The organism is Amycolatopsis sp. NPDC051373 (genome assembly GCF_040689465.1).
Classification (GTDB): Bacteria; Actinomycetota; Actinomycetes; order Mycobacteriales; family Pseudonocardiaceae; genus Amycolatopsis.
This window is the reverse complement of sequence record NZ_JBFBAE010000042.1, coordinates 21,938-48,543: the sequence shown is the minus strand read 5'-3', so window position 1 is coordinate 48,543 and position 26,606 is coordinate 21,938. Positions and strand designations below refer to the sequence as shown.

Sequence of the window (26,606 nt, the reverse complement as noted above, 5' to 3'; positions counted from 1 at the left end):
CGGCCATGGCTTGGCCGGCGCCGCCGAGGGGGACGGGTTGTCGGTCTGGCACTCGACCACCTCCACCGGTGCAGGCATAGTCGACCACACATCAGCCCCAAAGTGCACGTGTGTTACGTGACGTGTCACGTGCCTGCGACCCAACATCCACTTGCCGTTGGGTGAACCGAAGCGACGGAAGGACTGTTCGACCCCGTGAACGCCGTGCTCAGCGCCCCGCCAGCGTGCATCTCCGACCCCAGCACCTGGTGCTCACAGGTCTTTTCGATCACGCACAACGAGTGGCTCGCCGGTTCGGCGGGCTGGCTCGTGACCAAGCCGCTGCGGATCATCCTGATCCTGGTGCTCGCGTTCCTCGTGCGGTATCTCACACGCCGGCTCGTCGACCGCGTGACCACGCTGCCGCGCGGCGGCAGCGGCAAGCTGCCCGCCCTGTTGAGACCGCTGCGCGAACGCGCCCCCGACGTGCTCGGCCCGGCCGTGGTGGAGCGGCGCCGGCAGCGGGCCACGACGATCGGCTCGGTGCTGAAGTCGATGGCCACGTTCCTCATCTACGGCCTGGCGTTCATCCTCGTGCTGGGCGAACTGGGCATCAACCTGGCGCCGATCATCGCGTCCGCGGGCGTCGTCGGCGTCGCGATCGGGTTCGGCGCGCAGAACCTGGTGCGCGACTTCCTGTCCGGCATCTTCATGATGATCGAGGACCAGTACGGCGTCGGCGACATCGTCGACATCGGCGCCGCGACCGGCACAGTCGAGGCCGTGGGCCTGCGCATCACCACGCTGCGCGACCTGCAGGGCACCGTCTGGTACGTGCGCAACGGCGAGGTGCTGCGCGTCGGCAACTCCAGCCAGGGCTTCGCCGTGGCCGTGGTCGACGTGCCGCTGGGCTACTCCGCCGACGTCGACCTCGCCACGACCGTGCTCACCGCCGCGGCCACGAAGGCCTCCGAGAGCGAAGCGCTCGCCACCAACGTGATGGAGCCACCGGAGATGCTGGGCGTGGAGAAGGTCACACCGGAGGGCATCCTGCTGCGCCTGACGGTGAAGGTGCGGCCCGGCAAGCAGTGGGCCGTGCAGCGGGCGCTGCGTGCGCACCTGCTCGCCGCGCTCGAGGAGGCCGGCTTCGAGCCGCCGCTGGGCCGGTTCCTGTCCGCACCGGGCGCCGACAAGTAGCCGGGGTAAGGGCAAGATGGAGGGGTGTCGACTGTGAGTGGCTCCGAACCGGCGAACCTTTACGAGGCCGTGGGCGGTGAACCGACGTTCCGGCGAATCGTCGCGCGCTTCTACCAGGAAGTGGCGACCGACGAGATCCTGCGCCCGCTGTACCCGGAAGAGGACCTCGGCCCGGCCGAGGAGCGCTTCCGGCTGTTCCTCATCCAGTACTGGGGTGGCCCGCACACCTACTCCGACCGCCGCGGCCACCCGCGGCTGCGGATGCGCCACGCGCCGTTCAAGATCGGCCCGATCGAGCGCGACGCGTGGCTGCGCGCGATCCGCGTGGCGGTCGACGAGGAGAACCTGCCCGAGCCGTACCGCGAGCAGCTGTGGGCTTACCTCGAGATGGCGGCAAACAGCATGATGAACAGCTTCGTCTGATGAGACGCCCGGTGGCGGGGCACCGCCGGCCCCCGGAGGGCCCGCCCCGCCCGGCGTGGTGGTCCGACGCCGTCTTCTACGAGGTCTACGTGCGCTCGTTCGCCGACTCCGACGCCGACGGGGTCGGCGACCTCGAAGGCATCCGCAGCCGGCTGGGATACCTGGAACTGCTCGGCGTCGACGCGCTGTGGCTCACGCCGTTCTACCGCTCCCCCATGGCCGACCACGGCTACGACGTGTCCGACCCGCGTGACGTGGACCCGATGTTCGGCACGCTCGGCGATTTCGACGTGCTGCTCACCGAGGCGCACGAGCGCGGCATCAAGGTGACCGTGGACATCGTCCCGAACCACACCAGCAACCAGCACTCGTGGTTCAAGTCGGCGATGGCCGCCGCGCCCGGCAGCCCCGAGCGCGACCGCTACGTCTTCCGCGACGGCCGCGGCCCCGACGGCTCGGAACCGCCCAACAACTGGGTTTCCGTGTTCGGCGGGCCCGCATGGACACGGGTGCCCGACGGGCAGTGGTACCTGCACCTGTTCGCCTCGCAGCAGCCGGATCTCAACTACGGCAACGCGGACGTGCGCTACGACCTCGAGCGCACCCTGCGCTTCTGGCTCGACCGCGGCGTCGACGGGTTCCGCATCGACGTGGCCCACGGCATGGCGAAGCCGCCCGGCCTGCCCGACATGGACCCGCGCGCGTCCGGGTTCGGCGGCGGCGAGCACTTCGACCCGCGCTTCGACGACGACGGCGTGCACGAGGTCCACCAGATGATCCGCAAGGTGCTCGACGAGTACCCGGACACGATGGCCGTCGGCGAGATCTGGGTGCACGACGAGGACCGCCTCGCACGCTACCTGCGGCCCGACGAGCTGCACCTGGCGTTCAACTTCCGCCTGGTCCTCACTCACTTCGACGCCGACGCGATGCGCACGTCGATCGAGCGTTCACTGGCCGTGCCGCGCGCGGCCGGCGCGCCCGCCACGTGGACGCTGTCCAACCACGACGTGTGGCGCACCGTGAGCCGCTACGGCGGCGGCGCGGCCGGCCTGCGGCGCGCGCGGGCCATGGCGCTCGTGGAACTGGCCTTACCAGGTGCGGTCTACCTGTACAACGGCGAAGAACTGGGCCTGCCGAACGTCGACATCCCGCCCGAGACGATGGCCGATCCGCGGGCGCGCAGCCAAGGCTCGCAGTTCAGCCGGGATCCGGAGCGCGTTCCGATGCCGTGGGAGGGTTCACTGCCGCCGTTCGGCTTCTCGCGAAACCCGCGGACGTGGCTGCCGATGCCGCCCGAGTGGGCCGGGCTCACCCCGGAACGCCAGCTGGAAGACGCGTCGTCCACGCTCTCGCTGTACCGGCGAGCCGTCGAGCTGCGTAAGACGCAAGCCGCTTTCCGCGCCGGGGACGAGCTGGAGTGGTACGGCGCGCCCGCCGGCTGCTTCGCGTTCCGCCGAGGCGGCAAGGGCGGGCTGATCTGTGCGCTCAACACGTCGGCGAGCTCGATCGCCCTGCCGCCCGGCGAGCTGCTGGTGTCCAGCAGCCCGCTCGTGGACGGCAGGCTGCCACCGGACTCGGCGGCGTGGCTGGTCTGAGCGTGGGGAAGCGGGAAGCTAGCCGCGGGCTCCGGCCTCGAGGCCGAGCATGGCCAGCAGGCCACGCAGGTCGTCCACGTCGCGGGCACGGCCGGCGACGGTCCGGGCCGCCTGGTCGCGCTGGTGGCGCAGGCCCAGCTCCGCGGAGACGCGGGCTCGGGCGAACTCACTGGTGTCGGGGGACAGCGGACGGCGTTCCGAGCGCATCAGGCTCCTCTGTGAAAAACAGTCGTCGAGATACAAGTGGGACGACGGCCGGACCGAGCAGCCGGCTCGGGCCTCGCGGTCGGCCGAAGACGACGCCGGCTCTGCTGCCGGCGCGCGGGGGAACTCTCTCGACGTGACCGACGCTACACGACGTGCACCCGCGGGCACAATGAAGCACTGGTCAGCACCGGCACCGGTCCGCCTTTGGTCCACAAGGGACAGACAGTGTGGACTGGTTCCGGCCGCCGTGGCGCACCTGATCAGTGGGCTGGTGCGACCGCGTCCGACGTGGTTAACTGGCCGCGGTCATATTTTGTGTTCGTGCGGTGGGTACTCCCCGCAGCCACGCTCGCAAGATGCGCGGGCGTAGTGGTTCTCCGTCACCGGAAGATCAAACCGTCGGTCTTCGACCCGGGTGCCGAAGTGGCACCTCGATCGTTTTCAGTGGTGGAGACATTTATGACGCAAGGCACCGTGAAGTGGTTCAACGCCGAAAAGGGCTTCGGCTTCATCACGCCGGACAACGGCGGTGGCGACGTGTTCGTGCACTACTCCGAGATCCAGGGCAACGGTTTCCGTAGCCTGGAGGAGAACGCGCGCGTGGAGTTCGAGATCGGCCAAGGCCAGAAGGGGCCGCAGGCCACTTCCGTCACGATTCTCTGACGTCACAACGGTTTCTCCGAGGGGTCGGTGCCACGTGCACCGGCCCCTCGGCCGTTCTCGGGGAACTGCCGGAATTCTCCGCCGGGAACCTTGCCTGAGAACGGTTCGTTGAAAGAGGAGGTCGCGGCCGGCCCGCGAGGGCCGGACCGCACGAACGGTGTGATCCCCCCGCAACGGCAATGGCGCCCGGGCACACCCTCGATCCGGCCTCGGTCCTGCAGAGTGCAGCGATCGGACCAGCTCGACAGGAGCGTTTCAGCATCGACACCCCTCGCGCCACCCTTCCCTCCCCCACTCCCTCTGCGACAGCCCTCCGCGAACGGCCCGCACCCGAGCCCATGCTCGCCGGCCGCAAGACGGGCACCGAAGCCTTCCTCGTGAAGCTGTTCGCCGTGCTCCCCCTGCTGGCGGTCGTCGCCGCGGTGCCCCTGGCCTGGGGCTGGGGACTCAGCTGGCTCGACATCGGCCTCGCCGTCGGCTTCTACTACCTCAGCGGCCTCGGCATCACGATCGGCTTCCACCGCTACTTCACCCACGGCTCGTTCCGCGCCCGTCGCGGCCTGCGGATCGCGCTCGCCGTGGCCGGCAGCATGGCGATGCAGGGCCCCGTGATCTCGTGGGTCGCCGACCACCGCCGCCACCACGCCTACTCCGACCGCGACGGCGACCCGCACTCCCCGTGGCGCTACGGCACCACTCCGGCGGCGCTGGCGAAGGGTTTCTGGCACGCGCACATGGGCTGGCTGTTCGACCGCGACAAGACCAACTCGCGCCGCTTCGCCCCGGACCTGCTGGACGATCCGGACATCCGCCGCGTCGACAGCCTCTTCCCCGTGCTGACCGCCGTGACGCTGCTGGCGCCGGCGCTGATCGGCGGCCTCGCCACGATGAGCTGGTGGGGCGCGCTCACGGCGTTCTTCTGGGCCGGGCTCGTGCGGGTGGCGGCGCTGCACCACGTGACGTGGTCGGTGAACTCGCTGTGCCACATGATCGGTGAGCGCCCCTTCGAGGCGCGGGACCGCTCGGCCAACTTCTGGCCGCTGGCGATCCTGTCGTTCGGCGAGTCGTGGCACAACTCCCACCACGCCGACCCGACCGGCGCCCGCCACGGCGTGGGCCGGGGCCAGCTGGACACGTCAGCTCGGCTCATCTGGCTGTTCGAGAAGCTGAACTGGGCGTCTCAGGTTCGCTGGCCCCGCCCGGAGCGGCTGGCGCGAAAGCTCAAGACCGCCTGACGACGGGACGGGCACGTCGTTCCAGCCGGGCCGCCAGCTCGCCCCGATCGGCGGCGGTGCGGCTGGGCGGCGTGATCCACGCGCCCTTGTCGGAAGCCGAGACGACCTCGGCGACGAACCGGCCCACGAGGGCGGGTTCCGGGACGACGTCTCCGCCCAGGCGCGCGACGACGAGCGGCGGCTCGGCCGGCCTCGTCTCGACGGAAAGCGTCCAGCCCTGCCGGTAGTTCCAGAGCAACATCAAGTCACGGCCGGGGTAACGCGGCGAGCGGCGGCTCAGCGCCACGTAGGCCGTGACCGTGTCGGCGACCTCGCATGACGTTCCCTCCACGGAGACGTCCAGGGCTTCGGCCACCGCGCGTACGTAGCCGACCAGGGCCCGTCTCAGCACCAGTGGGTCTTCGTGTACGGCTTCGGTTGTCAGACGATCGGGACCGGACAGGAGCATGGGTCTCCCCTCCACCGTCGGCAATTCGGCTCTGGCAGGCGGAAACGGCCTTCGGACCGCGTGCGCGCAAAAAGCCACGACAACCGGCGGTGCGGTGTTCGAGGTCGCGCCGAATCGGACATCGGCGGCTGATCCGGCACCGACTCTACCCGGAGTTTCGGTCCACGGGGACCGCCTAACCGCTCTGACCTCCGTTCATCCCGCCCGAACTGTCGCCGGAATCGGCCACTGACGTGGCGATCCACGCCGTGAACAATGCGGCCTGCACATACGGAGCGGCCTCACCCACGGCTCGGCCGACCCGCGAAAAACGGCCGGGCCGCGCGGTTTTGCCCGCCTGCTCGGGTCCCTCGGCGTCGGCCGGGCGGTCGGTTCGCCACGGCGTCTGCTCGGCACGCACGTCGGCGAGGAAATCTGCCGTCGGGTCGCCGTCGGGGTCGGTCATGTCCCCACCCTCGCACTGTCGCCGGGAATGCACCACGGCCACAAGGAAATCGCAAGAAAATCAGAAGCGAAGGGGCAATGGCGGGTGCCTGCTGCGCGCAATTCCAGACAAAGCGAACAGACAATGTGACTGGGGCGAGCCCCGCGGAATGGCGAGGCTCACCCCAGGAATCACGCAACGATTTTTCAGAACAGAAGCGGCAACAACGCGTGCCTTCGCTTCAGCACCGCCCCATACCGCGCGTCCAGCCGCAGCCACGAGTCCGTGGCCGTCACGCGGACCACGTCACCGGTGATGGAAGAGTCGAACAACCCCATGCCGGACAAGGCGAACAGGCAGCGCAGCTGCACCTTCACCTCGAGCTCGCCGCCGGTCACCGTCAGCACGGCCTGATCCATCAGCGACGCCGGCGGCGTGCCGTGCGGGCCGACGTTGTCGCGGGCCAGGGTGACGCCGCGGTCGGCCAGGTCGGACACTACGCCGACCGGCAGGTCGTCCACGAGCTGCCAGCGGCCGGACGCGGGCAGCTCCGCGTGCCAGAGCAGGTCGCGCGCGGGGCCCGGGTCCATGACCTCGCCGCCGGCGACCGTGAGGGCCGCCAGCAGCTCGTTGCCCGACACCGTGATGTCGGCCGGGGTCACGGTCCCCGCCACCGCGCGGGTGGCGAGGACCTCGAACGGCGTGGCCGTCCACGCTTCGACAGTGCCGGTACCGCTGCCACCGTCGGGGCGGTTGCGCAGGCGTACGGCGGTGTTGCCGTCGAGCCGCACCGCGCGGGCGACGAACGCGCCGAGCGTGTCGCGGTCGCCCGCGTCGGGAATGCGCAGCTCAGGCATCGGCGAACACCTTCTTGAGGAACTCGGTCTCCTCGGCGGAGAGGCGCCGCGGCCGCAGCTTGACGGTGTCGTACGGCGCCAGCACGGTCTCGGCGGTCACGGCCACCGGGTCCGACTCCTCGGGCCCGGTGTGCACGACGTAGGCAAGCGTGATGCTTGCCGCCCTCACCTCGGTGAGCGTGATCTCCACCCGCACCGTCGTCTCGGGCGTGACGACGATCGGCGCGCGGTAGTGCACGCCGAGCTTCACCACGACCACGCCCTTGGGCAGCTCGGTGAGACCGGCTTTCACCGCGTCGCCGAACAGCACCGGGATCCGCGCCTCTTCCAGGAGCGTCACCATGTTCGCGTGGTTGACGTGCCCGTACACGTCCATGTCCGACCAGCGCGGCCGGACGTGCGAAACGTAGGTCACCGCACCGTGCTCCTGATCTGGCGCGCCGCCACCGACAGCGTCGCGAGGTCGAGGCGCCCGGAGCGGGTGATCTCGTCGAGCGCCACGCGGGCGCGCGACAGCCGCGACGCGTTGGTCTTCTCCCACTGCGCGATCTGGGCGTCGGCCTCCACGTCCTGGTCGCTGTGGCGCAGCGCGTCGAGCGTGATGGCACGCAGCGAGCCGTACACGTCGTCGCGCAGCGAGAGCCGGGCGAGGGCGTGCCAGCGGTTGCCGCGTTCGAGCTTGCTGATCTCGGTGAGCATCTTGTCGATGTCCAGGTGGTCCGAGAGCGCGAAGTACAGCTCGGCGGTGTCGGCCGGGCTGTGCAGCGCGTCGAGCCCCACCTGCTGCTCGGCCAGCTCGGTGACCTCGACCACGTCGAGCAGGCCGTAGCTGTGCAGCAGCAGCGCCACCCGGCGGGCGAGGTCGGCGGGCACGCCGTCGGCCACGAGCTTGCCGGCGTCTTCCTCCACGGACTCCAGCTCGCGCCCGCGCAGCAGGTCGCCCAGCTTCGGGCCGAGCTCCGCGACGACCGGGCCGAACCGGTTGATCTCGGCCAGCGGCGCGAGCGGCTGCGGCCGGTTGGTGAGGAACCAGCGGGCGGCGCGGTCGAGCAGCCGGCGTGTCTCCAGCACCATCGCGTCGGCGACCGCGGTGGGCACCACGTTGTCGAGCGCGTCGATCTCGGCCCACAGCGTCGGCAGGTCGTAGACGTGGGTGACCACCGCGTACGCGCGCACCGCGTCGGTGGCCGTCGCGTTCATCTCCTCCATCAGGCGGAAGACGAACGAGATGCCACCGCCGTCTACCAGCTCGTTGGTCACGAGCGTGGTGATGATCTGGCGGCTCAGCGGGTGCTGCGAGATCGCGTCGGTGAACTGCTCGCGCAGCGGCTTCGGGAAGTACTCGGGCAGCCTGCGCGTGAACACCTCGGAGTCGACCAGCTCGCTGGCGAGCAGCTCGTCCTTGAGGTCGAGCTTCACGTGGGCCAGCAGCGTCGCGAGCTCCGGCGAGGACAGGCCTTCGCCCGCCTTCTCCAGCGCGCGGAACTCCGAGGAGCTCGGCAGGGCTTCCAGGTTGCGGTCGAAGGCACCCTTCGCCACGAGCGACGACACCTGCCGCGCGTGCACCGACACCATCGGGCCGGCGTGGGCCCGGCTCACGCCGAGCACCGCGTTCTGCCGGTAGTTGTCGGCCAGCACCAGGTCGGAGACTTCGTCGGTCATCTCCTCCAGCAGCGAGTTGCGCCGCGTGTGCTCGAGGTCCCCGGTCGCCACGAGGTGGTCGAGCAGGATCTTGATGTTGACCTCGTGGTCGGAGCAGTCGACGCCGGCGGAGTTGTCGAGCGCGTCGGTGTTGATCTTGCCACCGGCCCGCGCGAACTCGATGCGGCCGAGCTGGGTCAGGCCCAGGTTGCCGCCTTCACCCACGACCTTCACGCGCAGCTGGTTGCCGTTGACGCGGATCGCGTCGTTGGCCTTGTCGCCCGCGTCGCCGTGGGTCTCGGTCTCCGCCTTGACGTAGGTGCCGATACCGCCGTTCCACAGCAGTTCGACCGGCGCCAGCAGGATCGCCTGGATGAGCTCCATCGGAGGCAGGTGCGTGACGCCTTCGGCGATGCCGAGCGCCTCGCGCACCTGCGGGCTGATCGGGATCGTCTTGGCCGAGCGCGGGTAGATGCCACCGCCCTCGCTGATGAGCGAGCGGTCGTAGTCGTCCCACGAGCTGCGCGGCAGGTCGAACAGACGGCGCCGCTCCGCGAAGGTCGCCGCGGCGTCCGGGTTCGGGTCGAGGAACACGTGCATGTGGTTGAACGCGGCCACGAGGCGGATGTGCTCGCTCAGCAGCATGCCGTTGCCGAAGACGTCGCCCATCATGTCGCCGATGCCGACGGTCGTGAAGTCCTCGGTCTGCGTGTCCTTGCCCAGCTCGCGGAAGTGGCGCTTCACGCTCTCCCACGCGCCCTTGGCGGTGATGCCCATGGCCTTGTGGTCGTAGCCGACCGAGCCGCCGGAGGCGAACGCGTCGCCGAGCCAGAAGCCGTACTGGCCCGAGACCTCGTTGGCGATGTCGGAGAACTTCGCGGTGCCCTTGTCGGCCGCGACGACGAGGTAGCTGTCGTCGGCGTCGTAGCGCACCACGCCCGGCGCGGGCACGGTCTTGCCCTCGACGCGGTTGTCGGTGAGGTCGAGCAGGCCCGAGATGAACATGCGGTAGCACGCGATGCCCTCGGTCAGCTGCGCGTCGCGGTCGAGGCTCGCGTCGCCGGTCGGGACCGGCGGGCGCTTCACCACGAAGCCGCCCTTCGCGCCCACGGGCACGATCACGGCGTTCTTCACCGCCTGCGCCTTGACCAGGCCGAGCACCTCCGTGCGGAAGTCCTCGCGCCGATCGGACCAGCGCAGGCCACCGCGCGCGACCTCGCCGAAGCGCAGGTGCACACCCTCCACGCGCGGCGAGTACACGAAGATCTCGAACTTCGGGCGCGGTTCCGGCAGCTCCGGCACGCCGCTCGGGTCGAGCTTGATCGCGAGGTAGGGCCGCGTGGCGCCGTCCGCGCCGGTCACGTGATAGTTGGTGCGCAGCGTCGCGTTGATCACGGCCATGAGACGGCGCAGGATGCGGTCCTCGTCGAGGCTCGTGACCTCGTCGATCATCGCGGTGATCTCGCCGACGAGCGAGTCCTCGCGCGTCTTGCGGTCCACATCGGACAGTTGCGGATCGCAGCGCGTCTCGAACAGGTTCAGCAGCCGCATGGCCACTTCGGTGTGCTTGAGCACCGTGTTCTGGATGTATTCCTGGGAAAACGGGCTGCGGACCTGCTGCAGGTACCGCGAGTACGCGCGCAGCACGGCGGCCTGGCGCCACGTGAGGCCGGCGCGCAGCACGAGGCCGTTGAAGCCGTCGACCTCCGCATCGCCGCGCCACGCCGCGTGGAACGCCTCCTGGAACCGCTCGCGCAGCGCGTCGAGCGCGACAGTGCTGCTCTCGTCGAGGTACTTCGCCGAGATGCGCAGGCCGAAGTCGTAGATCCAGCTGGCGCCGCCGTCTTCGCGGAACAGCTCGTACGGCCGCTCGTCGACGACCTCGACGCCCATGGCCTGCAGCAGCGGCAGAACCTTCGACAGCGTGACGCCTTCGCCGCGCAGGTAGAGCTTGAAGCGGCGCTCGCCCGGCTCGGCGTCGGCAGGCAGGTAGAACGACAGCGCGAGGTCGCCCTCGTCGTCCAGCGTGTCGAGCTTTCGCAGGTCGGCGAGCGCCTCGTCGGCGGTGAAGTCCTCCTTGTAGCCCTCGGGGAACACCGCGGCGAAGCGCTGGCCCTGGTCGACGGCGGACTCCTCGCCCATCACGCCGATCGGCTGGCCGTCGCCCGCGCGTTCGCGGCGCTCGGCCAGGATCGCCTCGACCATGCGGTCGTCCCAGCTGCGGACCACGGTGTTGAGGCGTTCCTGGATCCGCAGGGTGTCGGGCTCGATCCGGTGCGCCGGGTCGGTGTGCACGATGAAGTGCACCTGCGCGAGCACGGTTTCACCGATGCGTGCGCTGTACTCGAGCTGCGTGCCTTCCAGCTCCTCCAGCAGCACTTTCTGCATCGCCAGCCGCGAGCGCGTGGTGTAGCGGTCGCGTGGCAGGTAGACCAGGCAGGAGTAGAAGCGGCCGTACGGGTCGCGGCGCAGGAACAGCCGCAGCCGCCGGCGATCCGACAGCGTGATCGCACCGGTCGTGGTGGCGTAGAGCGAATCCGTGTCGGCGGAGAACAGGTCGGCGCGCGGCCAGTTCTGCAGCACCTCCAGCATCCGCTGGCCGGAGAAGGACTCCATCGGGAAGCCGGCGCGGTGGATGACCTCGCGCACGCGTTTGCACACCACCGGGATGTCGAGCACGTTCTCGTGCAGCGCCGTGGTGGTGAACATGCCGAGGAACCGGTGCTCGCCGGTCACGTTGCCCTCGTCGTCGAACGTCTTGACGCCGACGTAGTACGGGTACACCGGCCGGTGCACGGTCGAGGGCGCGCTCGCCTGCGTGAGCACCAGCAGCGTCGGGGACAGCGCGCTGGCGTAGGCGTCCGGGCCCGTGGTGAGGCTGCGGGCGGCGAGGCTGTCCTGGCGCAGCACACCGAGGCCGGACGCGAGGACCGCGCGCAACGCCGGCTCGTCGGAGTCGCGGTGCGGGTTCTCGACCAGTTCGTAGCGGCGGTAGCCGAGGAAGGTGAAGTGGCCGTCGGCGAGCCAGCGCAGCAGCCGGGCGCCCTCGTCGACCTGCGTGGGGTCGGGTAGCTTCGGCGGGTTCTGCTCCAGCGACTCCGCCACCGAGCGCGCGGTCTGCGCCATCTTGTCGGCGTCCTCGACGACCTCGCGGACGTCACCCAGCACCGAGGCCAGCCGGTTGTCCAGCTCGCGGGCGCGGTTCGGGTCCGTGACGAGGTCGATCTCGAGGTACATCCACGACTCGGCCGCCGACATCGCGGGCGGGTTGGCCGGGTCGGCGTCGGGGTGCAGGCCCGCGAGCTCGCCCGTGACGTCGCGGCTGACCACGACGATCGGGTGGACGATGCGGTGCACCTGCACGCCGTCGCGCGCGAACTCGGCCGCCACGCTGTCGACGAGGTAGGGCATGTCGTCGGTGACCACCTGCACGACGGTGGCCTCGCGGGTCCAGCCGTCCTGCGGCGCGTTGGGGTTCAGCAGCCGGACCGCCGGGCGTCCCGGCATGCGCTGCTTCGCCAGCTGCAGGTGCGAGCGCACCGCGCCGACGAGCGCCACGGGGTCGTCACCGACGATCTCCTCCGCCGGGATGTGGCGGTAGTACAGGCGGATCAGGTCACCGATCTCGGGCGCCAACGCCGCCGCGGCGTCGATCAGCTCGTCCCGGAGCTGCTCCGGGCTGGCCGAGCGACGCAACGCGCCGACTTCGGCACCGACATCTGTTCCGGGCGGGGACGAGACTCCCGTCGAGCTCATGTGAGGCAACTCTCCAGTTTCGAGATCGAGACGCGTCCGTCACCACAACGTGGCGGACACCCCCACACTAATCCGACCCCGCCGGGCCCGTAACAAAGACCAGGAGTTGTCCAGACTTAAATTTACCTTATGTGACTGGGGGTTTCCCGGTGTTAATCGGTTCAGCTGCCGGGTCGCCGGACGGCCTCGTCCACCGGGGAATCCCTTGGCACCGGGCGCGCCGCAGCGCCGGGCGACGGGGGCCGCGGCGGCGGGATCGGGTTCGTGATCGGTTCAGTCGTCCGGAGGCCGCACGGGGCCTGGCGGCCAAACCGGAGAAGGTTGCCTCGCCCGACTGCGAGGATTCCCACACCGAAACCGCCCGGACGGGCGACACCGTTGCCCAGGTACCCCAAAGCGACGGCACTCAAACGCTGTTTTCGTGGTGCCGCAAAGGTGCTCGTGGTCCGGGCGAGGACGTCAGTCCCCGTTGCGGTTGCGCTCCGCCGACGCGTGCCCGTTGATCGGGCGACGCTTCTTGTCGTCCTCTTCCGAGCCCAGCCGCTTGACCAGTGCGGCGGCACTTGCCGTTCCCGCCTGGTGTTCGGCCAGCGCGCGGGCCAGCAGCTCGGCCAGGCCGGCGTCCGGGGGTGGCTCGTCCTCGGCGATCGCGCGGGCGTAGCTCTCCGGGAAGGGCTGCGACGTCGGCGTCCACGAGTCGAAGTCCTCGAGCGGGTCCAGAGCCGGCGGCATCCGCAGCCGGGGCAGCCACGGGTCCACGGCTTCCTCGGACACCTGTTCGTCACGCGGCGCCGGCGCCAGGTCCGGGGACTCGCGCTTCCACGGCGGGTCCGTCACGTCGGAGACCGCCTCGGGTTCCTCCGTGCGCGCGGTTTCCTCGCGTGCCCCGGCCTCGTCGGCGCGTCGGCGACCGCCACCGCCGCCGGTGGAGATACCCAGACGGTCCAGCACGGACCGAGCCGCGACAGAACCGTGTTCCGCGTCGTGCCGGGTCTTGCGGCCGCGGGAGACCTCGTCGCGGCGGGCGCGTTCCTCGCGGGCCCACTCGTCGCCCTCCCAGAGCGGCGCGGCGGGATCGTCCGCGGGCGCGGGGGCCATCGGCAGCTCGGGCAGAATGTTCGAAAGGTCCGGCAGCGACAGCCGCGGCAGGCCCTCGGCCGGGCGCTGCGGCGCCGGTTCTTCGCGCACGACTTCGGCCACGGGTTCCGGCTTCGGAGCCGGCACGGCTTCCGGCTTCTTGAACGGCTTGACCCAGCCCGGCAACGCCGCCGGCTGCTCGGGTGCCGCCCGACGGCCCGTTTCCGCACGAGTCTGACGGGAAGACGAGTGCGACCCGTTCACGGGCCGCTTGGCCGACGGCGCGGGCGGCTCGGCGACGCGCGGTCGTTCCGGAGCCTCGGCGCGCGGTGCGGACAGTGTGAAGCGCGCGACCTGTTCGGCCGGGGCCTCGGATCGCTCGGCGGGCGCCGCGGGTTCCGGCTCGTCACGGATCACCGGGATCACCGACGTCCGTTCGACCTCCGACTCCGCGGCCGCTCTCCCGAAGGACCACGTCGGCGTCTTCGGGCCGGATTTCTCCGGCTTGCGCACGGGTTTCTCCGGCACCGAACCGGCCGCGCGCACATACGTCGTCTCCGCCGGAGCGGCCGGCCGCGGCTGTGCTTCCGGACGCGCCGGGGTTTCCGCCCGCGACCGGGTTTCCTTCCGCGGCTGGGTTTCCGCGCGCTGAACCTTCGCCACGGCCGGCTTCGCAGCGGCCGGTTCCGGGGCAGCCGGTTCCGCGGGGATCGCCCGGATCAACGCCGTCGTCTCGACATCGCGCAGCGGCGGCTCGACGGCCATCGGCACCGGACGGCCACCCTGCGGCGCCGACCGCGCGATCACGTCGTCGAGGTCCAGTGGCGCCACCGTGTCCGCGCCGAACTCGCCCGCGAGCAGCCCGCACGCCTGGCGGCGCGCCCGCGAGTGGACGTGTTCCGCCGCGCGCGAGCGGTGCAGGCACGCGATGGCTTCCTCGGCGCTGCCGAACCGTTCCTCGATCTGCGCCAGTTCCAGCCACAGCCGTGAGGTGACGGCGGACAGCCCGTGGCGATCGGTGCTCGCCACGGCTTCGCGCACCAGCTCGGCCGCGGCGTCGCCGGCGCCGGCCGGCAGGTGGATGCGCGTCGCGACGGCCAGCCTCAGCCACGCCGTGGGCGCGACACCGGCCGCACGCACGGGCTCGTTCAGCATGGGTTCGGCGATGTCGTACGCCATGGCGGTGTCGCCGCGGTCGAGCAGCGTGCTCACGAGCTGCAGCACGAGCCGCACGCGAACGAGGCCGCCGTCGTCGTCGGGTTTGTCCAGCTTCTCCAGGAAACCGAGGCCGGTACGGGCGGCGTCGGCGGCCGCGGTGAGGTCACCGTGGCGACGCCGGTGGGCTGCGGCTCCGTTGCGCAGCAACGCCCGCACGAGCAGCCGGGTGTCGGCGTCGAGCGACTCGTCGGCGACCACCAGCTTGTCGGCCTCCACGAGCACGCGGTCGAGCTCCGGCTTGCGGCCGAACTGCGCGAGGCAGCCCACGAGGTGGCACAGCGCTTCCGCGCGGTGCACGGCCGAAACCGCCGGCTCCGACAGCACGGGCCGCAGCGCGGCGAGCCCGGTCAGCGGCGTGCCGAGGCTGCGCGCGCACACGGCCAGGTCGATCCGCAGCCGCGCGGCCGTGTCGGTGTACCCGGCGTGCTCCGCGGCCCGCAGGGCGGCGACGGCGCGCCCGACGGTCGACGTGCGACCGCCGAGGCGCACGCGCGCCGCGACCACGAGACTTTCGGCGCGGATCCACTGCTCGTCCGCGCCCGCGGTCTCGGCGAGCGCGGCGGCGCGCTCGCCGAGCACCAAGGCGAGTTCGGGCGCGCGCAGGTGCAGCGCGTCCGCGCGCTCGATCAGCCGCCCGAGGTCGGAGAGGGTCGCTCCGCCGGCAGCAGCGAGCCGCCCGCCCGCGGGTGCGGGCGAGCTCGACCGGTTGTGCCTGCTGGCTTCCACTCCGGCCCCCGGCGTCAGTCGCGCTTCAATTTGCGATGAGTGACCCGGTGCGGCCGCGCCGCTTCGGCGCCGAGGCGCTCGACCTTGTTCTTCTCGTAGCCCTCGAAGTTGCCCTCGAACCAGAACCACTTCGCCGGGTCTTCGTCCGTGCCTTCCCACGCCAGGATGTGCGTGGCGACCCGGTCGAGGAACCACCGGTCGTGGGAGATGACCACGGCGCACCCGGGGAACTGTTCCAGCGCGTTCTCCAGCGAGCCCAGGGTTTCCACGTCCAGGTCGTTGGTCGGCTCGTCCAGCAGGATCAGGTTTCCGCCCTGCTTGAGCGTCAGCGCCAGGTTCAGCCGGTTGCGCTCACCACCGGAGAGCACGCCCGCCGGCTTCTGCTGGTCCGGCCCCTTGAAGCCGAACGCGCTCACGTACGCGCGCGAAGGCATTTCGGTCTGCCCGACGTGGATGTAGTCGAGCTTGTCCGACACGACCTCCCACACCGTCTTCTTCGGGTCGATGCCGGCGCGATTCTGGTCCACATAGGACAGCTTGACCGTCTCGCCGATCTTGACCGTGCCGCCGTCCGGCTCCTCGAGCCCCACGATCGTCTTGAACAGCGTGGTCTTGCCGACGCCGTTGGGGCCGATCACGCCGACGATGCCGTTGCGCGGCAGGTCGAACGACAGCCCGTCGATGAGCACGCGGTCGTCGAAGCCCTTGCGCAGCTTCTCGACCTCGACCACGACGCTGCCCAGGCGCGGGCCCGGCGGGATCTGGATCTCTTCGAAGTCGAGCTTGCGGTGCTTGTCGGCCTCCGCCGCCATCTCCTCGTAGCGGTCGAGGCGCGAGCGGGACTTCGTCTGGCGGGCCTTCGCGTTGGACCGCACCCATTCGAGCTCGGTCTTGAGGCGCTTGGCGAGCTTCGCGTCCTTCTTGCCCTGGACCTCGAGGCGCTCGCGCTTCTTCTCCAGGTAGGTGGAGTAGTTGCCCTCGTAGCCGACGACGCGGCCGCGATCGAGCTCCATGATCCACTCGGCGACGTTGTCCAGGAAGTACCGGTCGTGGGTCACGGCCAGGACGGCGCCGGCGTAGTTCATGAGGAACTGCTCCAGCCACAGCACGCTCTCGGCGTCCAGGTGGTTGGTGGGCTCGTCGAGCAGCAGCAGGTCGGGCGCGGACAGCAGCAGCTTGCACAGCGCGACACGGCGGCGCTCACCACCGGAGAGGTGGTCGACGGGCTCGTCCGGAGGCGGGCAGCGCAGCGCGTCCATCGCCTGCTCGACCGTGGAGTCGAGCTCCCACGCGTCGGCGTGGTCGAGCTCCTCCTGGAGCTGGCCCATCTCTTCCATGAGCTCGTCGGTGTAGTCGGTCGCCATCTGCTCGGCGATCTCGTTGTACCGGTCGAGCTTCTGCTTGGTCTCGCCGAGGCCCTCCTCGACGTTCTGGCGGACGGTCTTCGTGTCGTCCAGCTGCGGCTCCTGCATGAGGATGCCGACGGTGGCACCCGGCTGCAGGAACGCCTCGCCGTTGCTGGCCTGCTCGATCCCCGCCATGATCTTGAGAACGGTGGACTTACCGGCACCGTTCGGCCCCACCACGCCGATCTTGGCGCCGGGGTAGAACGCGGTGCTGACGTCGTCGAGGATGACCTTGTCCCCGACGGTCTTGCGCACCTTCTTCATGGTGTAGATGAACTCGGCCATGAAAGCGATCGTAGAGTGGCCCGATCCGCGCCCCGACGGCGGTCACCACCGCGCTACCGAGGGTCATGCGCACATCACGCGGACGACATCATCGGCGCGGTCATTCCGCCCGTTTGCCGTCGGCCAGGTTCTTGAGCATCGCGTTGTAGGCGGCCAGCTCTTCGCCGCCCGTGTTCTCCTCGCGGCGGTCCTTGCGCTTGGCCTCGCGCTCGTCGGCGCGCGCCCACTGCACGAGCAAGGCGATCAGCACCAGCAGCACGGGCACCTCGCCCGCGGCCCACGCGATGCCGCCGCCGAGTCGCTGGTCGGTGAGCAGGTCGCCGACCCACGGCAGGCGCAGTGAGGTGTAGAACTCCTGGCCGATCACGGCCTGCATGTTCATTAGGATCACGCCGAAGAACGCGTGGAACGGCATCGCGGCGAACATCATCCCGAGCCGCCCGACCGGCGGGATCTTGCGCGGCGCCGGGTCGACGCCGATCACCGGCCAGTAGAAGACGTAGCCGGCGAGGAGGAAGTGGGCGTTCATCGCCAGGTGCGCCCAGTGGTAGTTCAGCGCGGCGTCGAACAGGCCGGAGAAGTACAGCGCGTAGAACGAGCCGACGAACAGCAGCAGCGCGACGACCGGGTGCGTCAGGAACCGCGACACCGGCGAGTGGACGGCCGCCAGGAGCCACTCACGCGGCCCCGGAGGCGCGCCGGAACCCGCGGTCGGCAGGGCGCGCAACGCGAGCGTCACGGGGCCGCCCAGCACCAGCAGCACGGGCACGACCATCGACAGCAGCATGTGCGTGCCCATGTGCACGCTGAACATCGCCGGCGAGTAGCGGCCGATGCCCGACGACGTGGCGATCAGGAGCACCAGGCAGCCGGCGAGCCACGCGACGATCCGGCCGGTGGGCCACGAGTCGCCGCGTTTGCGCAGCCGCCATACGCCGGCGAGATAGAGCCCGGCCAGGACGATCGCGGCCGTGCCGTAGATGAGGTCGAAGCGCCAGTCGGTGAGCAGGCGCCAGAAGGTGGGCGCGCCGTCGAGGTTGTAGCCGATGAGCAGCTCGGTGGTCGAGGGCTGCGTGACCGCGTCGGCCGGTGGTGGTGTGCGGGCCAGGCCGGACGCGATGCCGAGTGTCACGAACATGATCAGCACCTCGACGGCCGCCAGCCGCAGCAGCTGCCCTCCGCCCTTGCCGTCGACGAGGTCCCGTACGCCGCGCTGGCGCTGCTGGTGGCCGAATACGCCGAGCAGCAGCAGCGCGACGACCTTCGCGACCACGAGCAAGCCGTAGTCGGTGGTGAACAGGTCGCCGAGGTTGATGCGCACCAGCGCGTTGATCACGCCGGAGATCGCCATCACGACCCAGCAGACCAGGGCCAGCTTGGAGAACCGCCGGGCGGCCAGCGACAGGTGCGCGCCCCGGCGCCAGCCGAGCGCCAGGAGCGCCACGAGCCCGCCGACCCACAGCGCGGCCGCGATCAGGTGGAACAGCAGGCTGTTGGTGGCCATGTCGTGCGAGCCGCCGCTCGCGGAGTGCCCCGTGACGGCCACCGGGACCAGGCCGGCGACGGCCACGAAGAACAGCACTGCCGTCCAGCCCCACGTGAGCACGAGCCGGCAGCCGAGCGCGAGCAGCACCGCGATCAGCGCCGTCCACAGCCACGCCTTGGGCTGCTCGATCGCGTCGACGAGGTCCAGGAGCGTCTGGGGCGAAAGGACTTCCAGGAACGGCTTGCCGGCGCCGTCGGCCGCGGTGAAGGCCACCGAGAGCAGCGACGAGGCGAACCAGACCCAGGCGGCGATGCCGGCCGCGCGCACGGCGGCGTAGCCCTCGGGCCCCAGCGTGCCGGACTTCTGCGGCGGCACCAGGAACGCGGCCAGCAGCAGCGCGCCGACGCAGACCACGGAGGCGGCTTCGGCGAGCACCCGGACGACCGTGATGCCGTAGCGCGTGACCAGGCCCGGGTCGGGCAGACCGGTGATCAGGTAGCCGGCGCCACCGGTGAGCGCCACGAGCCCGACCGCGACGACCGCGGCGAGCACCACGCCCACCGAGACCAGCGGCAGCACGCTGGTCCTGCGCCGCGCGGCCGGTTCGGGTTTCGTCACTGCGTCCGTGCTCACCGTTCGAGACTAGGCCGGTCCCGTTTCCCGCGGCACGGGGGTGCGGACGGGCATGATGGTTTCGTGCGGATCATCCTGCTGCGTCACGCCGAATCCCTCGGGAGCGTCGACCAACTCGCCTACACCCGGATCCCGGACCACGCGATTCCGCTGACGGAGACCGGCCGGGCCGAGGCCGTCGCGACGGGACCGGTCATCAAGGAACTGCTGCGGGGCGAGCGTCCGGACGTGTACGTGAGCCCCTACCTGCGTACGCGCGAGACGCTGCGGCTGCTGAGCATCGACAGCGACTGCGACCGCGTGGTGCAGGAGCCGCGGCTGCGCGAACAGGACTGGGGCAACCTGCAGGACCCGCAGGACCAGGAGGTGCAGCGGCAGCGGCGGCACGAGTTCGGGCACTTCTTCTACCGGCTGCCGTTCGGCGAGTCGGGCGCCGACGTGGACGATCGCGTGGCCGGTTTCCTCGCCGAGCTGCTGCACAGTGGCGGAACTCACCCGCGCAGCGTGCTGATCGTCTCCCACGGCCTCACGCTGCGGCTGCTGTGCCGCCGGCTGTTCGGCTGGAGCGTGGATCTGTTCGAGTCTCTGTCGAACCTGCGCACGTGCGAGCACCGAGTGCTGGAGCACGACGGGGACAAGTGGTCGCTCGACCGGCCGTTCGGGCAGTGGCGCGAGTCACCGGACGGGGAGACCCAGGGCTAGCTCCTCACGCCGGCGCGCACGGGCTGCGACGAGGGCGGCCGGCACGATCAGCGCGGCGATGAGGCCGACGACCACGAACGACACGGAGTAGGACGTCGCCTGCGCGATGCCGCCGATCATCGGCGGACCGGCGAGGAAGCCGGAGTAGGCGATGGTGCTGACGAACGCCAGCTCGCGTTCGCCGCCTCCGCCGTCGGCGCGTTTCCCGGCGCTGCCGGCCAGGCTGAGGGCCAGCGGGAACGCCGCGGCGAGGCCGGCGCCGGCCAGCGCGAAGCCGACGTACGCGAAGGCGGCCGGCGTGAACACGGCGGTGCAGACGAGGCCGACCGCCGCGACGCCCGCGCCGACGGCGAGCGAACGCGTGGCGCCGAAGCGTTCCTGGCTCCACGCACCGCCGAGCCGCGCGAGCGCCATGGCCAGCGAGAACCCCGAGTAGGCCAGCGCCGCCGCGCCCTGGCCGACGCCGTGGACGGTCACCATGAGCAGGGCCGACCAGTCGGAACTCGCGCCCTCGGCGATCGCCGAGCACAGCGCGACGGCCGCGAGCAGCCACAGCGCGGGCCGGCGGATCGGCGCTTTCCCCCGTTCCGGCGGCTTGGTCTCCTTCGGCGGCCGGTCCCCCGGCACAGCCTTGAGCACGGCGACGAGCACGAGCAGGGCCACCACGGCGGCCACGGAGAGATGGCGCGCGGGCGACCAGCCGTGCCCCGCGGCCAGCCCCGCGAGCAGGGAGCCGCCGAGCGCGCCGAAGCTGAACCCGGCGTGCAGCGTCGGCATCACGGCGCGACCGGTGCGGCGCTCGACGGCGACGCCCGCGATGTTCATGGCGACGTCGAGGGAACCCACACCCGCGCCGAGCACGAACAGGGCACCGGCGAGCAACGGCACATTCGGCGCGAACCCGACGAGCGCGAGCGCGACGGCGGCCACCACGGTGCTGCCCGCGACGGCCGCGCGGGCACCCACGCGTTCGGTGATCCGGCCGGAAACCGGTGCGGCACAGAGCATCCCGACACTCGCGCCGAGCAGCGCGAGCCCGAAGACACCCGGCACGGCGTGCACATGGGCGGCGATGGCGGGCGTGCGCGGAGCCCACGAACCGAGGGCCGCCCCGTTGAGCGCGAAGACCGCGAACACCGCCGTCCGGTCGCGCATCGCCGCCTGCCTCTCTGCCCGGGAGCCCTTGGCCCAGAATGACTTAAGCGCTTCAGAGGGTCAAGGCCGCGCTATGCTCCGCCGATGACGAGCACCCGGCGCCGGCGTCCGACGCTGGACGACGTCGCCGAGGCGGTCGGGGTGTCCCGCGCGACCGTCTCGAACGCCTACAACCGGCCTGACCAGCTGTCCGCGCAGCTGCGGGAGCAGGTGCTGCGCGCGGCCAAGGAGCTCGGCTACCCCGGACCGAACCCGACCGCGCGCAGCCTCGCCACGAGCCGGACGGGCGCGATCGCGTTCCTGCTCGACGCATCGCTGTCGGCGGCCTTCTCGGACCCGGCGCTGTCGATCACGCTCGACGCACTCGCGAAGGCGGTGGAGCCGACCGGCCACGCGCTGCTGCTGTTGCCCGGCGGCGAAGCCCACGGCGGGCCGCCTGCCGAGCGCGTGCTGGCGGCGCAGGCGGACATCGCGGTGGCCTACTCGCTGGCCGACGGCAGCCCGGCGCTGGAGGCCGTGCGCGACCGGGGGCTGCCGCTGGTGGTGATCGACCAGCCCCTGCTGCCCGGCACCGCCCGCGTCGGCTGCGACGACCGGGGCGGGGCCGCGCTGGCGGCGCGGCACCTGCTGGAACTGGGGCACCGACGCTTCGCGATCCTGTCCGCGCCGCGGCTGTCGCCCGACGGCCCCTCCGGCCTGGAGTCCGCGCGCGCGAGCTCGTTCCACGGCACGCGCGAGCGCCTGGCGGGCTACCTGTCGACGCTTTCTGCGGCGGGCGTGACCGACGTCGCGGTGTCCGAGGCGCCGTGGCTGTCGGCGGACACCGCCCGGGCGAGCGCGGCCGAGCTCCTGACCGGTACGCCCCGGCCGACGGCGCTGCTGTGCATGTCCGACCAGCTGGCGCTGGCCGCCGTCGCGGCCGCCCGGCAGCTGGGCCTGCGCGTGCCGGACGACGTCTCGGTGGTCGGCTTCGACGACACCCCGCAGGCCGCCTGGGCAGAGCCGCCGCTGACCACCGTCCGCCAGGACCTCGCCGGCAAGGGACGCACTGCGGGCGAGCTGATCCTGCGCTTGATGGCCGGCGAGAATCCGCCTCCGCCGGTGGTGCTGCCGGTGTCGTTGATCCGCCGAAACAGCACGGCCGCCGTTTAGCAATACCGTTCACCGATCTGTGGACAACTCGCGCCGTTCGAGCGACGGAATACTACTTGTCCACAGACGTAGGAATGCGGGCAGACAAACTCACCCCCACCCGCCATCGTAGGAACCACACATTCCACGGCGGCCCACTCCGGCCGCCACCGAGGGGGGAGTTCCCACGATGTTCCGACGCCTGCTGCCGAAGCTGCCCGTGTTCCCCGGCCACTCCGGCCGGCCCACGACCCCGTCCCGCCTGCCGGGTTTGCCGGCGCGCCTGCCACGCGTCCTGCTCCTGGCGACGGCCGGATTGCTGGCGGGGACAGGGATGGCTTCTGCCGCACCTTCCGGGCAGGCTGTGCACGGTTCCGCCGCTGCGTCGGCTCACCGCGCCACCCACACCTCCCCGGCGGCCGAGCACCTCACCCGTGCGACTCCGGGCCCGGCACTCACCATTCCGGCCCCGACCGCCACTTCCGACCCGGCTTGCGCCGTCGGCGAACTGTGCCTCTGGAACACCGAAACCTACTCCGGCACCACTCAGCACTACGACCTCCGCACCGCCAATCCCGAAGACTGCATTCCCCTGCCCGAGGGATTCGAAGGGCATTCCTTCGTCAACCGCCTGACCCGCGACGTCACCGTCTACCAAAGCGAAGAATGCACGACCGAGGGAGACTTCACCACCTACCCGGGTGGCGGCACTTACGTTCCGCAATCCCCCTTCGTGGTTCGCGCCATCAAAATCTGGAACTGACGCGGGCGCCGTACCCCGGGGCGCACGCACCCCGCTTGCCGCCCCGGGGCACACGCACCCGGCGTGCTCACCCCGCGGCGCACGCACTCTGCTCGCCGCCCCGGGGCACCCTCATCAGGCGTGCTCACCCGTGGCGCAGGCACCCCGTTTGCCGCCTCGGGACGCCCTCATCCGGCGTGCTCACCCCACGGCGCACGCACTCTGCTCGCTCACTGCGGGGCGCCCTGACCCGACTCGCTCGCCCCGGGGCGCACCCACCCGACTTGCCCCGCTCCTCGGCGCTCTCACGACCGGGTGTGGCACTTCGCCGCGACCGGGACCGGCGAGCTGCCGCTCAGCACGATCATGGACGGCAACGGCAACCAACGAGTTCTCCTCGAGGCGAGCTCACCCGGCTCCCTCGCCGCTGGGGCGCTCTCAACCAGCGAGGCCACCCCGACGCGCACTCATCCGGCGTGCTCACCGGGCTCACCCACCTCCCGGGCGATCACCCGGGGCGCATCACCCGACTTGCCTGCTCCTCGGCGCTCCCCACCAGTGACCTCACCCCGAGGTGCCCGTGCCCGCCTTGATCCCCCGGAGCCGCCGCACCCGGCCCACCAACCCTGGCGGCACGCGCACCACCGTGCCCCGGGACCTTCCACCACCTCGACCACCCGACCGGGACCGGCTGATCGGTCACCCGCGGCCCCCACCGCGCCGCCCCACCGATCACCGGCCCCCGGGGCCGTCCCCCGAACGGCCCCACCCCCGTGGGCGCGCCACCTTCCCCGTGTCCAGCGCGCCCACGGGGCCTTCCCCGGCCCCTGCCACTGTCCCCCGCCTACCGCCGGTCCAGATCCGCTGCGGCCGCAGATACCGCCCACCCCATCACCGCTGCCCGACCGCTATCCAGCCACCGATGCTCCGATCTCCGCCCGTCTCCTTCGCTGCGCTCCGGCCGCGCCTCGCGACCGGTGCCGGACCGGGGGCGGTGGTGGGCGGTGGGCGTCGCAGCCGGAGCCGCGGCGGCCACGGTCGATCGCTCTGATCGATTTCGACCACCGTGACCGTCCCAGCGCCCCAGCCCGGTGCGCCGACAAGCCCCCCATTCATCACGTCTGGCCGAAGTCCGACCTCACCTCGAGAGGAACTCCCCCATGCACCCCGACCCTCGCCCGACGACCTGCCGAAACCACGCCTCTCGCCACCCCACCGAGGCCCCTGCCGCGCACGCCGACAAGAGGTCGTGGCGATCCCACCCGTTCGAGCGAGATGTCGTGGGCGGGCAACGGCCGCGGGGAAGCCCGGAGCGCCCGATGAACCCCTGGTGAACGCGCCGCCGCCCGGCCGCCGCGGCAACGACCAAGATCACCCGCGCGGGGACCAGGCGGGGGCGCGGCATCCGGCGAATCCGGCGAACGAGACCTGAAACGATTCGACGGTGTCGAACGATCGAGAGGATGGCGACGACTAAGCTGCCGGTGCTGGAGATCGGCAACCGTCGTCGACCCGGGCCCTCGTAGCTCAGCTGGATAGAGCAAGAGCCTTCTAATCTCTAGGTCGCAGGTTCGAGTCCTGCCGGGGGCACCACCAGCGGAAATGCCGCGCGCAGTCAGCGCGCGGCATTCGCCGTGGCCGAGAAATCGGCGCCACGCCACGGGTCGCGTCGGCGCGGTCGAGAGCGCCCACTGTGGACGGCCCGCAGCGGCCGCCGATCTTCCACACGACCGGACGCCGGATCGCGCAGCGTCCGAATGGGCCAACAGCTCCGGGCCGAGTTCCACTTGAGACACGCTTGTTATCTGGCGCCGCCACGCGGAATGCGCGACGGAGCGGTCACGCGCAGCCACAACGAACCCATCGAGGACCCCGCGAACCACAACGAATCGCGAAACCGGCGGCGCGCCGGGAACCAGGTGGCGCGTGCGTTGTTCGACGAGGCGCGCCGCGTCGGGCTCGTGCGGCGGCACCTGCTCAAGCTGCGTTACCTCGCCGATCACCCGCAGCAGCACAATGAAAACCCGGTCGCGCCGTTCCCGCTCGGCGGCACACCGCGCCGACGCCGCCGCACACCACCCGCGGTTCAGCTGGTGTTCGACTTCGCCGCGGAAGAAGAACCGAAGAGCGACAGGACAACCACCGCTCAGTCCACATCGGACGCTGCCTGACGCCCGACCGTAGGCGAACCGTATCTTCGAGTGACGAAGGGAGAGGTCGTGGACGTCGAGCAGGTGCGGGAAGCCGCCGTCGAACCGTACGCGGACGGGGTGCCGGTGCTCCGGGTCGTCGACGTCGTCGGACGGCGATCCGGGGAGTCGCGGCCGGTGGTGCTGAACGTGACGGAGCTGGACGGCCGGCAGTACGTCTGCGCTCCCGACGGCCGTGGCTGGGTGCGCAACCTGCACGCCGCCGGGTACTGCCGCGTGGAGCGCGACGGGCCCCAAGACCGCGACACCGTCCGGCGAGTCCGGCCCGTCGGCGACGAAGAAGCACAGCCCGTGCTCCGGGCTCAGACCGCGAACTTCCCGGACGGCCGGGCCACGACCGTGCTGCGCCTGGAATTCCTGGACTAGCCCGAGACCTCCCGTTTAGGTGATGCACATCATCTATCACTCTCAAATAGATGAGGTACATAATCTAAGCAAGGAGATCGACCCGCTCGAAGGAGTCCCGGAGATGTCGCAGACCATCACCCCCAGCCAGCTGACCACCCCGAACCTCACCATCGAGGCCGGCAACGGTGTCACCTACGCCTACCGCCGCTTCGGCAACACCGAGCGCGACGTGCGCCCGCTCGTGTTCCTGCAGCACTTCCGCGGCAACCTCGACAACTGGGACCCGCAGCTGGTCGACGCGATCGCGGCCGAGCGCGAGGTGATCCTCTTCGACAACACCGGCGTCGGCGGCAGCTCGGGCGCTACCCCGCGCACCATCACCGCCATGGCGCACGACGCGCTGGCCTTCCTCGACGCGCTCGGGCTCACCGACGTCGACGTGCTCGGCTTCTCGCTCGGCGGGTTCGTCGCCCAGGAACTCACCCTCATCCGACCCCTGCTGGTGAACCGGCTCGTCCTCGCCGGCACCAGCCACGAAGGCGGCTTCGGCTTCCACACCTGGACCGGCGAGACCGGCAACGCCGCCAAATCCGACGAGCCCGGCGCCGAGCACCTGCTGCACCTGTTCTTCGCGAAGACCCCGACCGGCGTCGCGAAGGGCTGGGAGTTCGTGCAGCGCATCTTCACGCGCACCGAGGATCGCGACGAGGGCGTCTCGCTCGCCACCCGCGACGCGCAGCTCGACGCGATCACGGCGTGGGGCATCCCGGACCCGAGCCGCCTCGCGCGCCTCGCCGCCATCACGCAGCCGACACTGGTCGCCAACGGGGACAACGACATCATGGTCCCCACGCCCAACTCGAAGGTCCTGGCGGACCACCTGCCCAACGCCCGCCTCGCGATCTACCCCGGCGCCGGCCACGGCTTCCTGTTCCACTACGCCACCGAGTTCGCCGGCGACGTCAACGCCTTCCTCGGCTGACCCTCCACAACAGACAATGGTCCGGCACCACCGTGCCGGACCATTGTCGTTCGGTCAAACAAGACTCCACAAAGGTC

General features: G+C 71.0%; 21 protein-coding genes and 1 tRNA gene. 12 read left to right on the top strand and 10 right to left on the bottom strand.

The window, feature by feature from the left end; all coding sequences use genetic code 11:
• Window positions 1–195: 195 nt before the first annotated feature.
• The 3 genes from AB0383_RS46380 to AB0383_RS46370 are packed head-to-tail and all read left to right on the top strand — an operon-like array spanning window position 196 to window position 3,197.
• Complete coding sequence (locus AB0383_RS46380; RefSeq protein ID WP_366190845.1) at window positions 196–1,176, top strand: mechanosensitive ion channel domain-containing protein; 981 nt, start codon at window positions 196–198, stop codon at window positions 1,174–1,176.
• 33 nt (window positions 1,177–1,209) lie between these two features.
• Window positions 1,210–1,599 carry a globin gene (locus AB0383_RS46375; protein ID WP_285973727.1) on the top strand — a complete coding sequence of 130 codons (390 nt, stop codon included), beginning with the start codon at window positions 1,210–1,212 and terminating at the stop codon, window positions 1,597–1,599.
• Window positions 1,599–3,197, top strand: coding sequence for a glycoside hydrolase family 13 protein (locus AB0383_RS46370; protein WP_366190843.1), 1,599 nt, complete (start codon window positions 1,599–1,601; stop codon window positions 3,195–3,197). Before AB0383_RS46375 ends, AB0383_RS46370 begins: the two co-directional genes overlap by 1 nt.
• Before the next feature lie 18 nt (window positions 3,198–3,215).
• Here AB0383_RS46370 and AB0383_RS46365 read toward each other — a convergent pair whose 3' ends face one another.
• Window positions 3,216–3,404, bottom strand: a complete 189-nt coding sequence (locus AB0383_RS46365; protein WP_220242999.1) for a hypothetical protein — start codon at window positions 3,402–3,404, stop codon at window positions 3,216–3,218.
• Between the two features lie 459 nt (window positions 3,405–3,863).
• Here AB0383_RS46365 and AB0383_RS46360 point away from each other — a divergent pair, with 459 nt between their 5' ends.
• Window positions 3,864–4,067, top strand: coding sequence for a cold-shock protein (locus AB0383_RS46360; RefSeq protein WP_220243000.1), 204 nt, complete (start codon window positions 3,864–3,866; stop codon window positions 4,065–4,067).
• Window positions 4,068–4,405: 338 nt separating this feature from the next.
• Window positions 4,406–5,302, top strand: a complete 897-nt coding sequence (locus AB0383_RS46355) for a fatty acid desaturase (protein WP_364055339.1) — start codon at window positions 4,406–4,408, stop codon at window positions 5,300–5,302.
• Here AB0383_RS46355 and AB0383_RS46350 read toward each other — a convergent pair.
• The 8 genes from AB0383_RS46350 to AB0383_RS46315 form a co-directional block, all read right to left on the bottom strand.
• Entirely contained in the window at window positions 5,289–5,693 is a 405-nt protein-coding gene (locus tag AB0383_RS46350) for a DUF6292 family protein (RefSeq protein ID WP_364173373.1), read from the bottom strand. The two genes, AB0383_RS46355 and AB0383_RS46350, sit on opposite strands and share 14 nt — an antisense overlap.
• A gap of 232 nt (window positions 5,694–5,925) precedes the next feature.
• The gene (locus tag AB0383_RS46345) at window positions 5,926–6,195 is read right to left on the bottom strand and encodes a hypothetical protein (RefSeq protein ID WP_366190839.1); all 270 of its coding nucleotides are present in this window, start codon (window positions 6,193–6,195) and stop codon (window positions 5,926–5,928) included.
• A 185-nt stretch (window positions 6,196–6,380) separates the two neighbouring features.
• Window positions 6,381–7,031: a hypothetical protein gene (locus AB0383_RS46340; RefSeq protein ID WP_364173380.1), complete on the bottom strand. Its 651-nt coding sequence runs from the start codon at window positions 7,029–7,031 to the stop codon at window positions 6,381–6,383.
• The gene (locus tag AB0383_RS46335; protein ID WP_366190836.1) at window positions 7,024–7,446 is read right to left on the bottom strand and encodes a thioesterase family protein; all 423 of its coding nucleotides are present in this window, start codon (window positions 7,444–7,446) and stop codon (window positions 7,024–7,026) included. Before AB0383_RS46335 ends, AB0383_RS46340 begins: the two co-directional genes overlap by 8 nt.
• Window positions 7,443–12,428 carry an NAD-glutamate dehydrogenase gene (locus tag AB0383_RS46330; RefSeq protein ID WP_366190834.1) on the bottom strand — a complete coding sequence of 1,662 codons (4,986 nt, stop codon included), beginning with the start codon at window positions 12,426–12,428 and terminating at the stop codon, window positions 7,443–7,445. Before AB0383_RS46330 ends, AB0383_RS46335 begins: the two co-directional genes overlap by 4 nt.
• A gap of 459 nt (window positions 12,429–12,887) precedes the next feature.
• A complete protein-coding gene (locus tag AB0383_RS46325) occupies window positions 12,888–15,449 on the bottom strand; it encodes a hypothetical protein (RefSeq protein ID WP_366190832.1) in 2,562 nt (853 codons plus the stop codon).
• A 14-nt stretch (window positions 15,450–15,463) separates the two neighbouring features.
• The gene (gene ettA, locus AB0383_RS46320; RefSeq protein WP_364173392.1) at window positions 15,464–17,140 is read right to left on the bottom strand and encodes an energy-dependent translational throttle protein EttA; all 1,677 of its coding nucleotides are present in this window, start codon (window positions 17,138–17,140) and stop codon (window positions 15,464–15,466) included.
• A 100-nt stretch (window positions 17,141–17,240) separates the two neighbouring features.
• A complete protein-coding gene (locus AB0383_RS46315; RefSeq protein ID WP_366190830.1) occupies window positions 17,241–19,259 on the bottom strand; it encodes a cytochrome c oxidase assembly protein in 2,019 nt (672 codons plus the stop codon).
• A 63-nt stretch (window positions 19,260–19,322) separates the two neighbouring features.
• Here AB0383_RS46315 and AB0383_RS46310 point away from each other — a divergent pair, with 63 nt between their 5' ends.
• Window positions 19,323–19,961 (top strand): histidine phosphatase family protein, encoded by a 639-nt coding sequence (locus AB0383_RS46310; RefSeq protein WP_364173398.1) that lies wholly within the window; start codon window positions 19,323–19,325, stop codon window positions 19,959–19,961.
• On the opposite strand, the gene AB0383_RS46305 is transcribed toward AB0383_RS46310, so the two are convergent.
• Entirely contained in the window at window positions 19,935–21,116 is a 1,182-nt protein-coding gene (locus AB0383_RS46305) for an MFS transporter (protein WP_366190827.1), read from the bottom strand. The two genes, AB0383_RS46310 and AB0383_RS46305, sit on opposite strands and share 27 nt — an antisense overlap.
• 84 nt (window positions 21,117–21,200) lie before the next feature.
• Here AB0383_RS46305 and AB0383_RS46300 point away from each other — a divergent pair, with 84 nt between their 5' ends.
• The 6 genes from AB0383_RS46300 to AB0383_RS46275 all read left to right on the top strand — a co-directional run bounded on the left by AB0383_RS46300 (window position 21,201) and on the right by AB0383_RS46275 (window position 26,529).
• Window positions 21,201–22,268: a LacI family DNA-binding transcriptional regulator gene (locus AB0383_RS46300; RefSeq protein ID WP_366190825.1), complete on the top strand. Its 1,068-nt coding sequence runs from the start codon at window positions 21,201–21,203 to the stop codon at window positions 22,266–22,268.
• Between the two features lie 313 nt (window positions 22,269–22,581).
• Window positions 22,582–23,010, top strand: a complete 429-nt coding sequence (locus AB0383_RS46295; RefSeq protein ID WP_364173407.1) for a peptidase inhibitor family I36 protein — start codon at window positions 22,582–22,584, stop codon at window positions 23,008–23,010.
• Between the two features lie 1,495 nt (window positions 23,011–24,505).
• Window positions 24,506–24,582: transfer RNA gene (locus AB0383_RS46290), tRNA-Arg, on the top strand.
• A gap of 230 nt (window positions 24,583–24,812) precedes the next feature.
• A complete protein-coding gene (locus AB0383_RS46285; protein ID WP_366190823.1) occupies window positions 24,813–25,160 on the top strand; it encodes a hypothetical protein in 348 nt (115 codons plus the stop codon).
• A gap of 30 nt (window positions 25,161–25,190) precedes the next feature.
• The gene (locus tag AB0383_RS46280) at window positions 25,191–25,565 is read left to right on the top strand and encodes a nitroreductase/quinone reductase family protein (RefSeq protein ID WP_364173413.1); all 375 of its coding nucleotides are present in this window, start codon (window positions 25,191–25,193) and stop codon (window positions 25,563–25,565) included.
• Window positions 25,566–25,668: 103 nt separating this feature from the next.
• Window positions 25,669–26,529, top strand: a complete 861-nt coding sequence (locus AB0383_RS46275; protein ID WP_364173415.1) for an alpha/beta hydrolase — start codon at window positions 25,669–25,671, stop codon at window positions 26,527–26,529.
• Window positions 26,530–26,606: the final 77 nt, after the last annotated feature.

What these genes read in the sequence shown, in the direction of transcription:
- AB0383_RS46370 (WP_366190843.1), top strand. Translation starts at nt 1,599, where the DNA reads ATGAGACGCCCGGTGGCGGGGCACCGCCGGCCCCCGGAGGGCCCGCCC.
- AB0383_RS46300 (WP_366190825.1), top strand. Translation starts at nt 21,201, where the DNA reads ATGACGAGCACCCGGCGCCGGCGTCCGACGCTGGACGACGTCGCCGAG.
- AB0383_RS46360 (WP_220243000.1), top strand. Translation starts at nt 3,864, where the DNA reads ATGACGCAAGGCACCGTGAAGTGGTTCAACGCCGAAAAGGGCTTCGGC.
- AB0383_RS46295 (WP_364173407.1), top strand. Translation starts at nt 22,582, where the DNA reads ATGGCTTCTGCCGCACCTTCCGGGCAGGCTGTGCACGGTTCCGCCGCT.
- AB0383_RS46275 (WP_364173415.1), top strand. Translation starts at nt 25,669, where the DNA reads ATGTCGCAGACCATCACCCCCAGCCAGCTGACCACCCCGAACCTCACC.
- AB0383_RS46330 (WP_366190834.1), bottom strand. Translation starts at nt 12,428, where the DNA reads ATGAGCTCGACGGGAGTCTCGTCCCCGCCCGGAACAGATGTCGGTGCC.
- ettA (WP_364173392.1), bottom strand. Translation starts at nt 17,140, where the DNA reads ATGGCCGAGTTCATCTACACCATGAAGAAGGTGCGCAAGACCGTCGGG.
- AB0383_RS46365 (WP_220242999.1), bottom strand. Translation starts at nt 3,404, where the DNA reads ATGCGCTCGGAACGCCGTCCGCTGTCCCCCGACACCAGTGAGTTCGCC.
- AB0383_RS46305 (WP_366190827.1), bottom strand. Translation starts at nt 21,116, where the DNA reads ATGCGCGACCGGACGGCGGTGTTCGCGGTCTTCGCGCTCAACGGGGCG.
- AB0383_RS46355 (WP_364055339.1), top strand. Translation starts at nt 4,406, where the DNA reads ATGCTCGCCGGCCGCAAGACGGGCACCGAAGCCTTCCTCGTGAAGCTG.
- AB0383_RS46340 (WP_364173380.1), bottom strand. Translation starts at nt 7,031, where the DNA reads ATGCCTGAGCTGCGCATTCCCGACGCGGGCGACCGCGACACGCTCGGC.
- AB0383_RS46285 (WP_366190823.1), top strand. Translation starts at nt 24,813, where the DNA reads ATGCGCGACGGAGCGGTCACGCGCAGCCACAACGAACCCATCGAGGAC.
- AB0383_RS46345 (WP_366190839.1), bottom strand. Translation starts at nt 6,195, where the DNA reads ATGACCGACCCCGACGGCGACCCGACGGCAGATTTCCTCGCCGACGTG.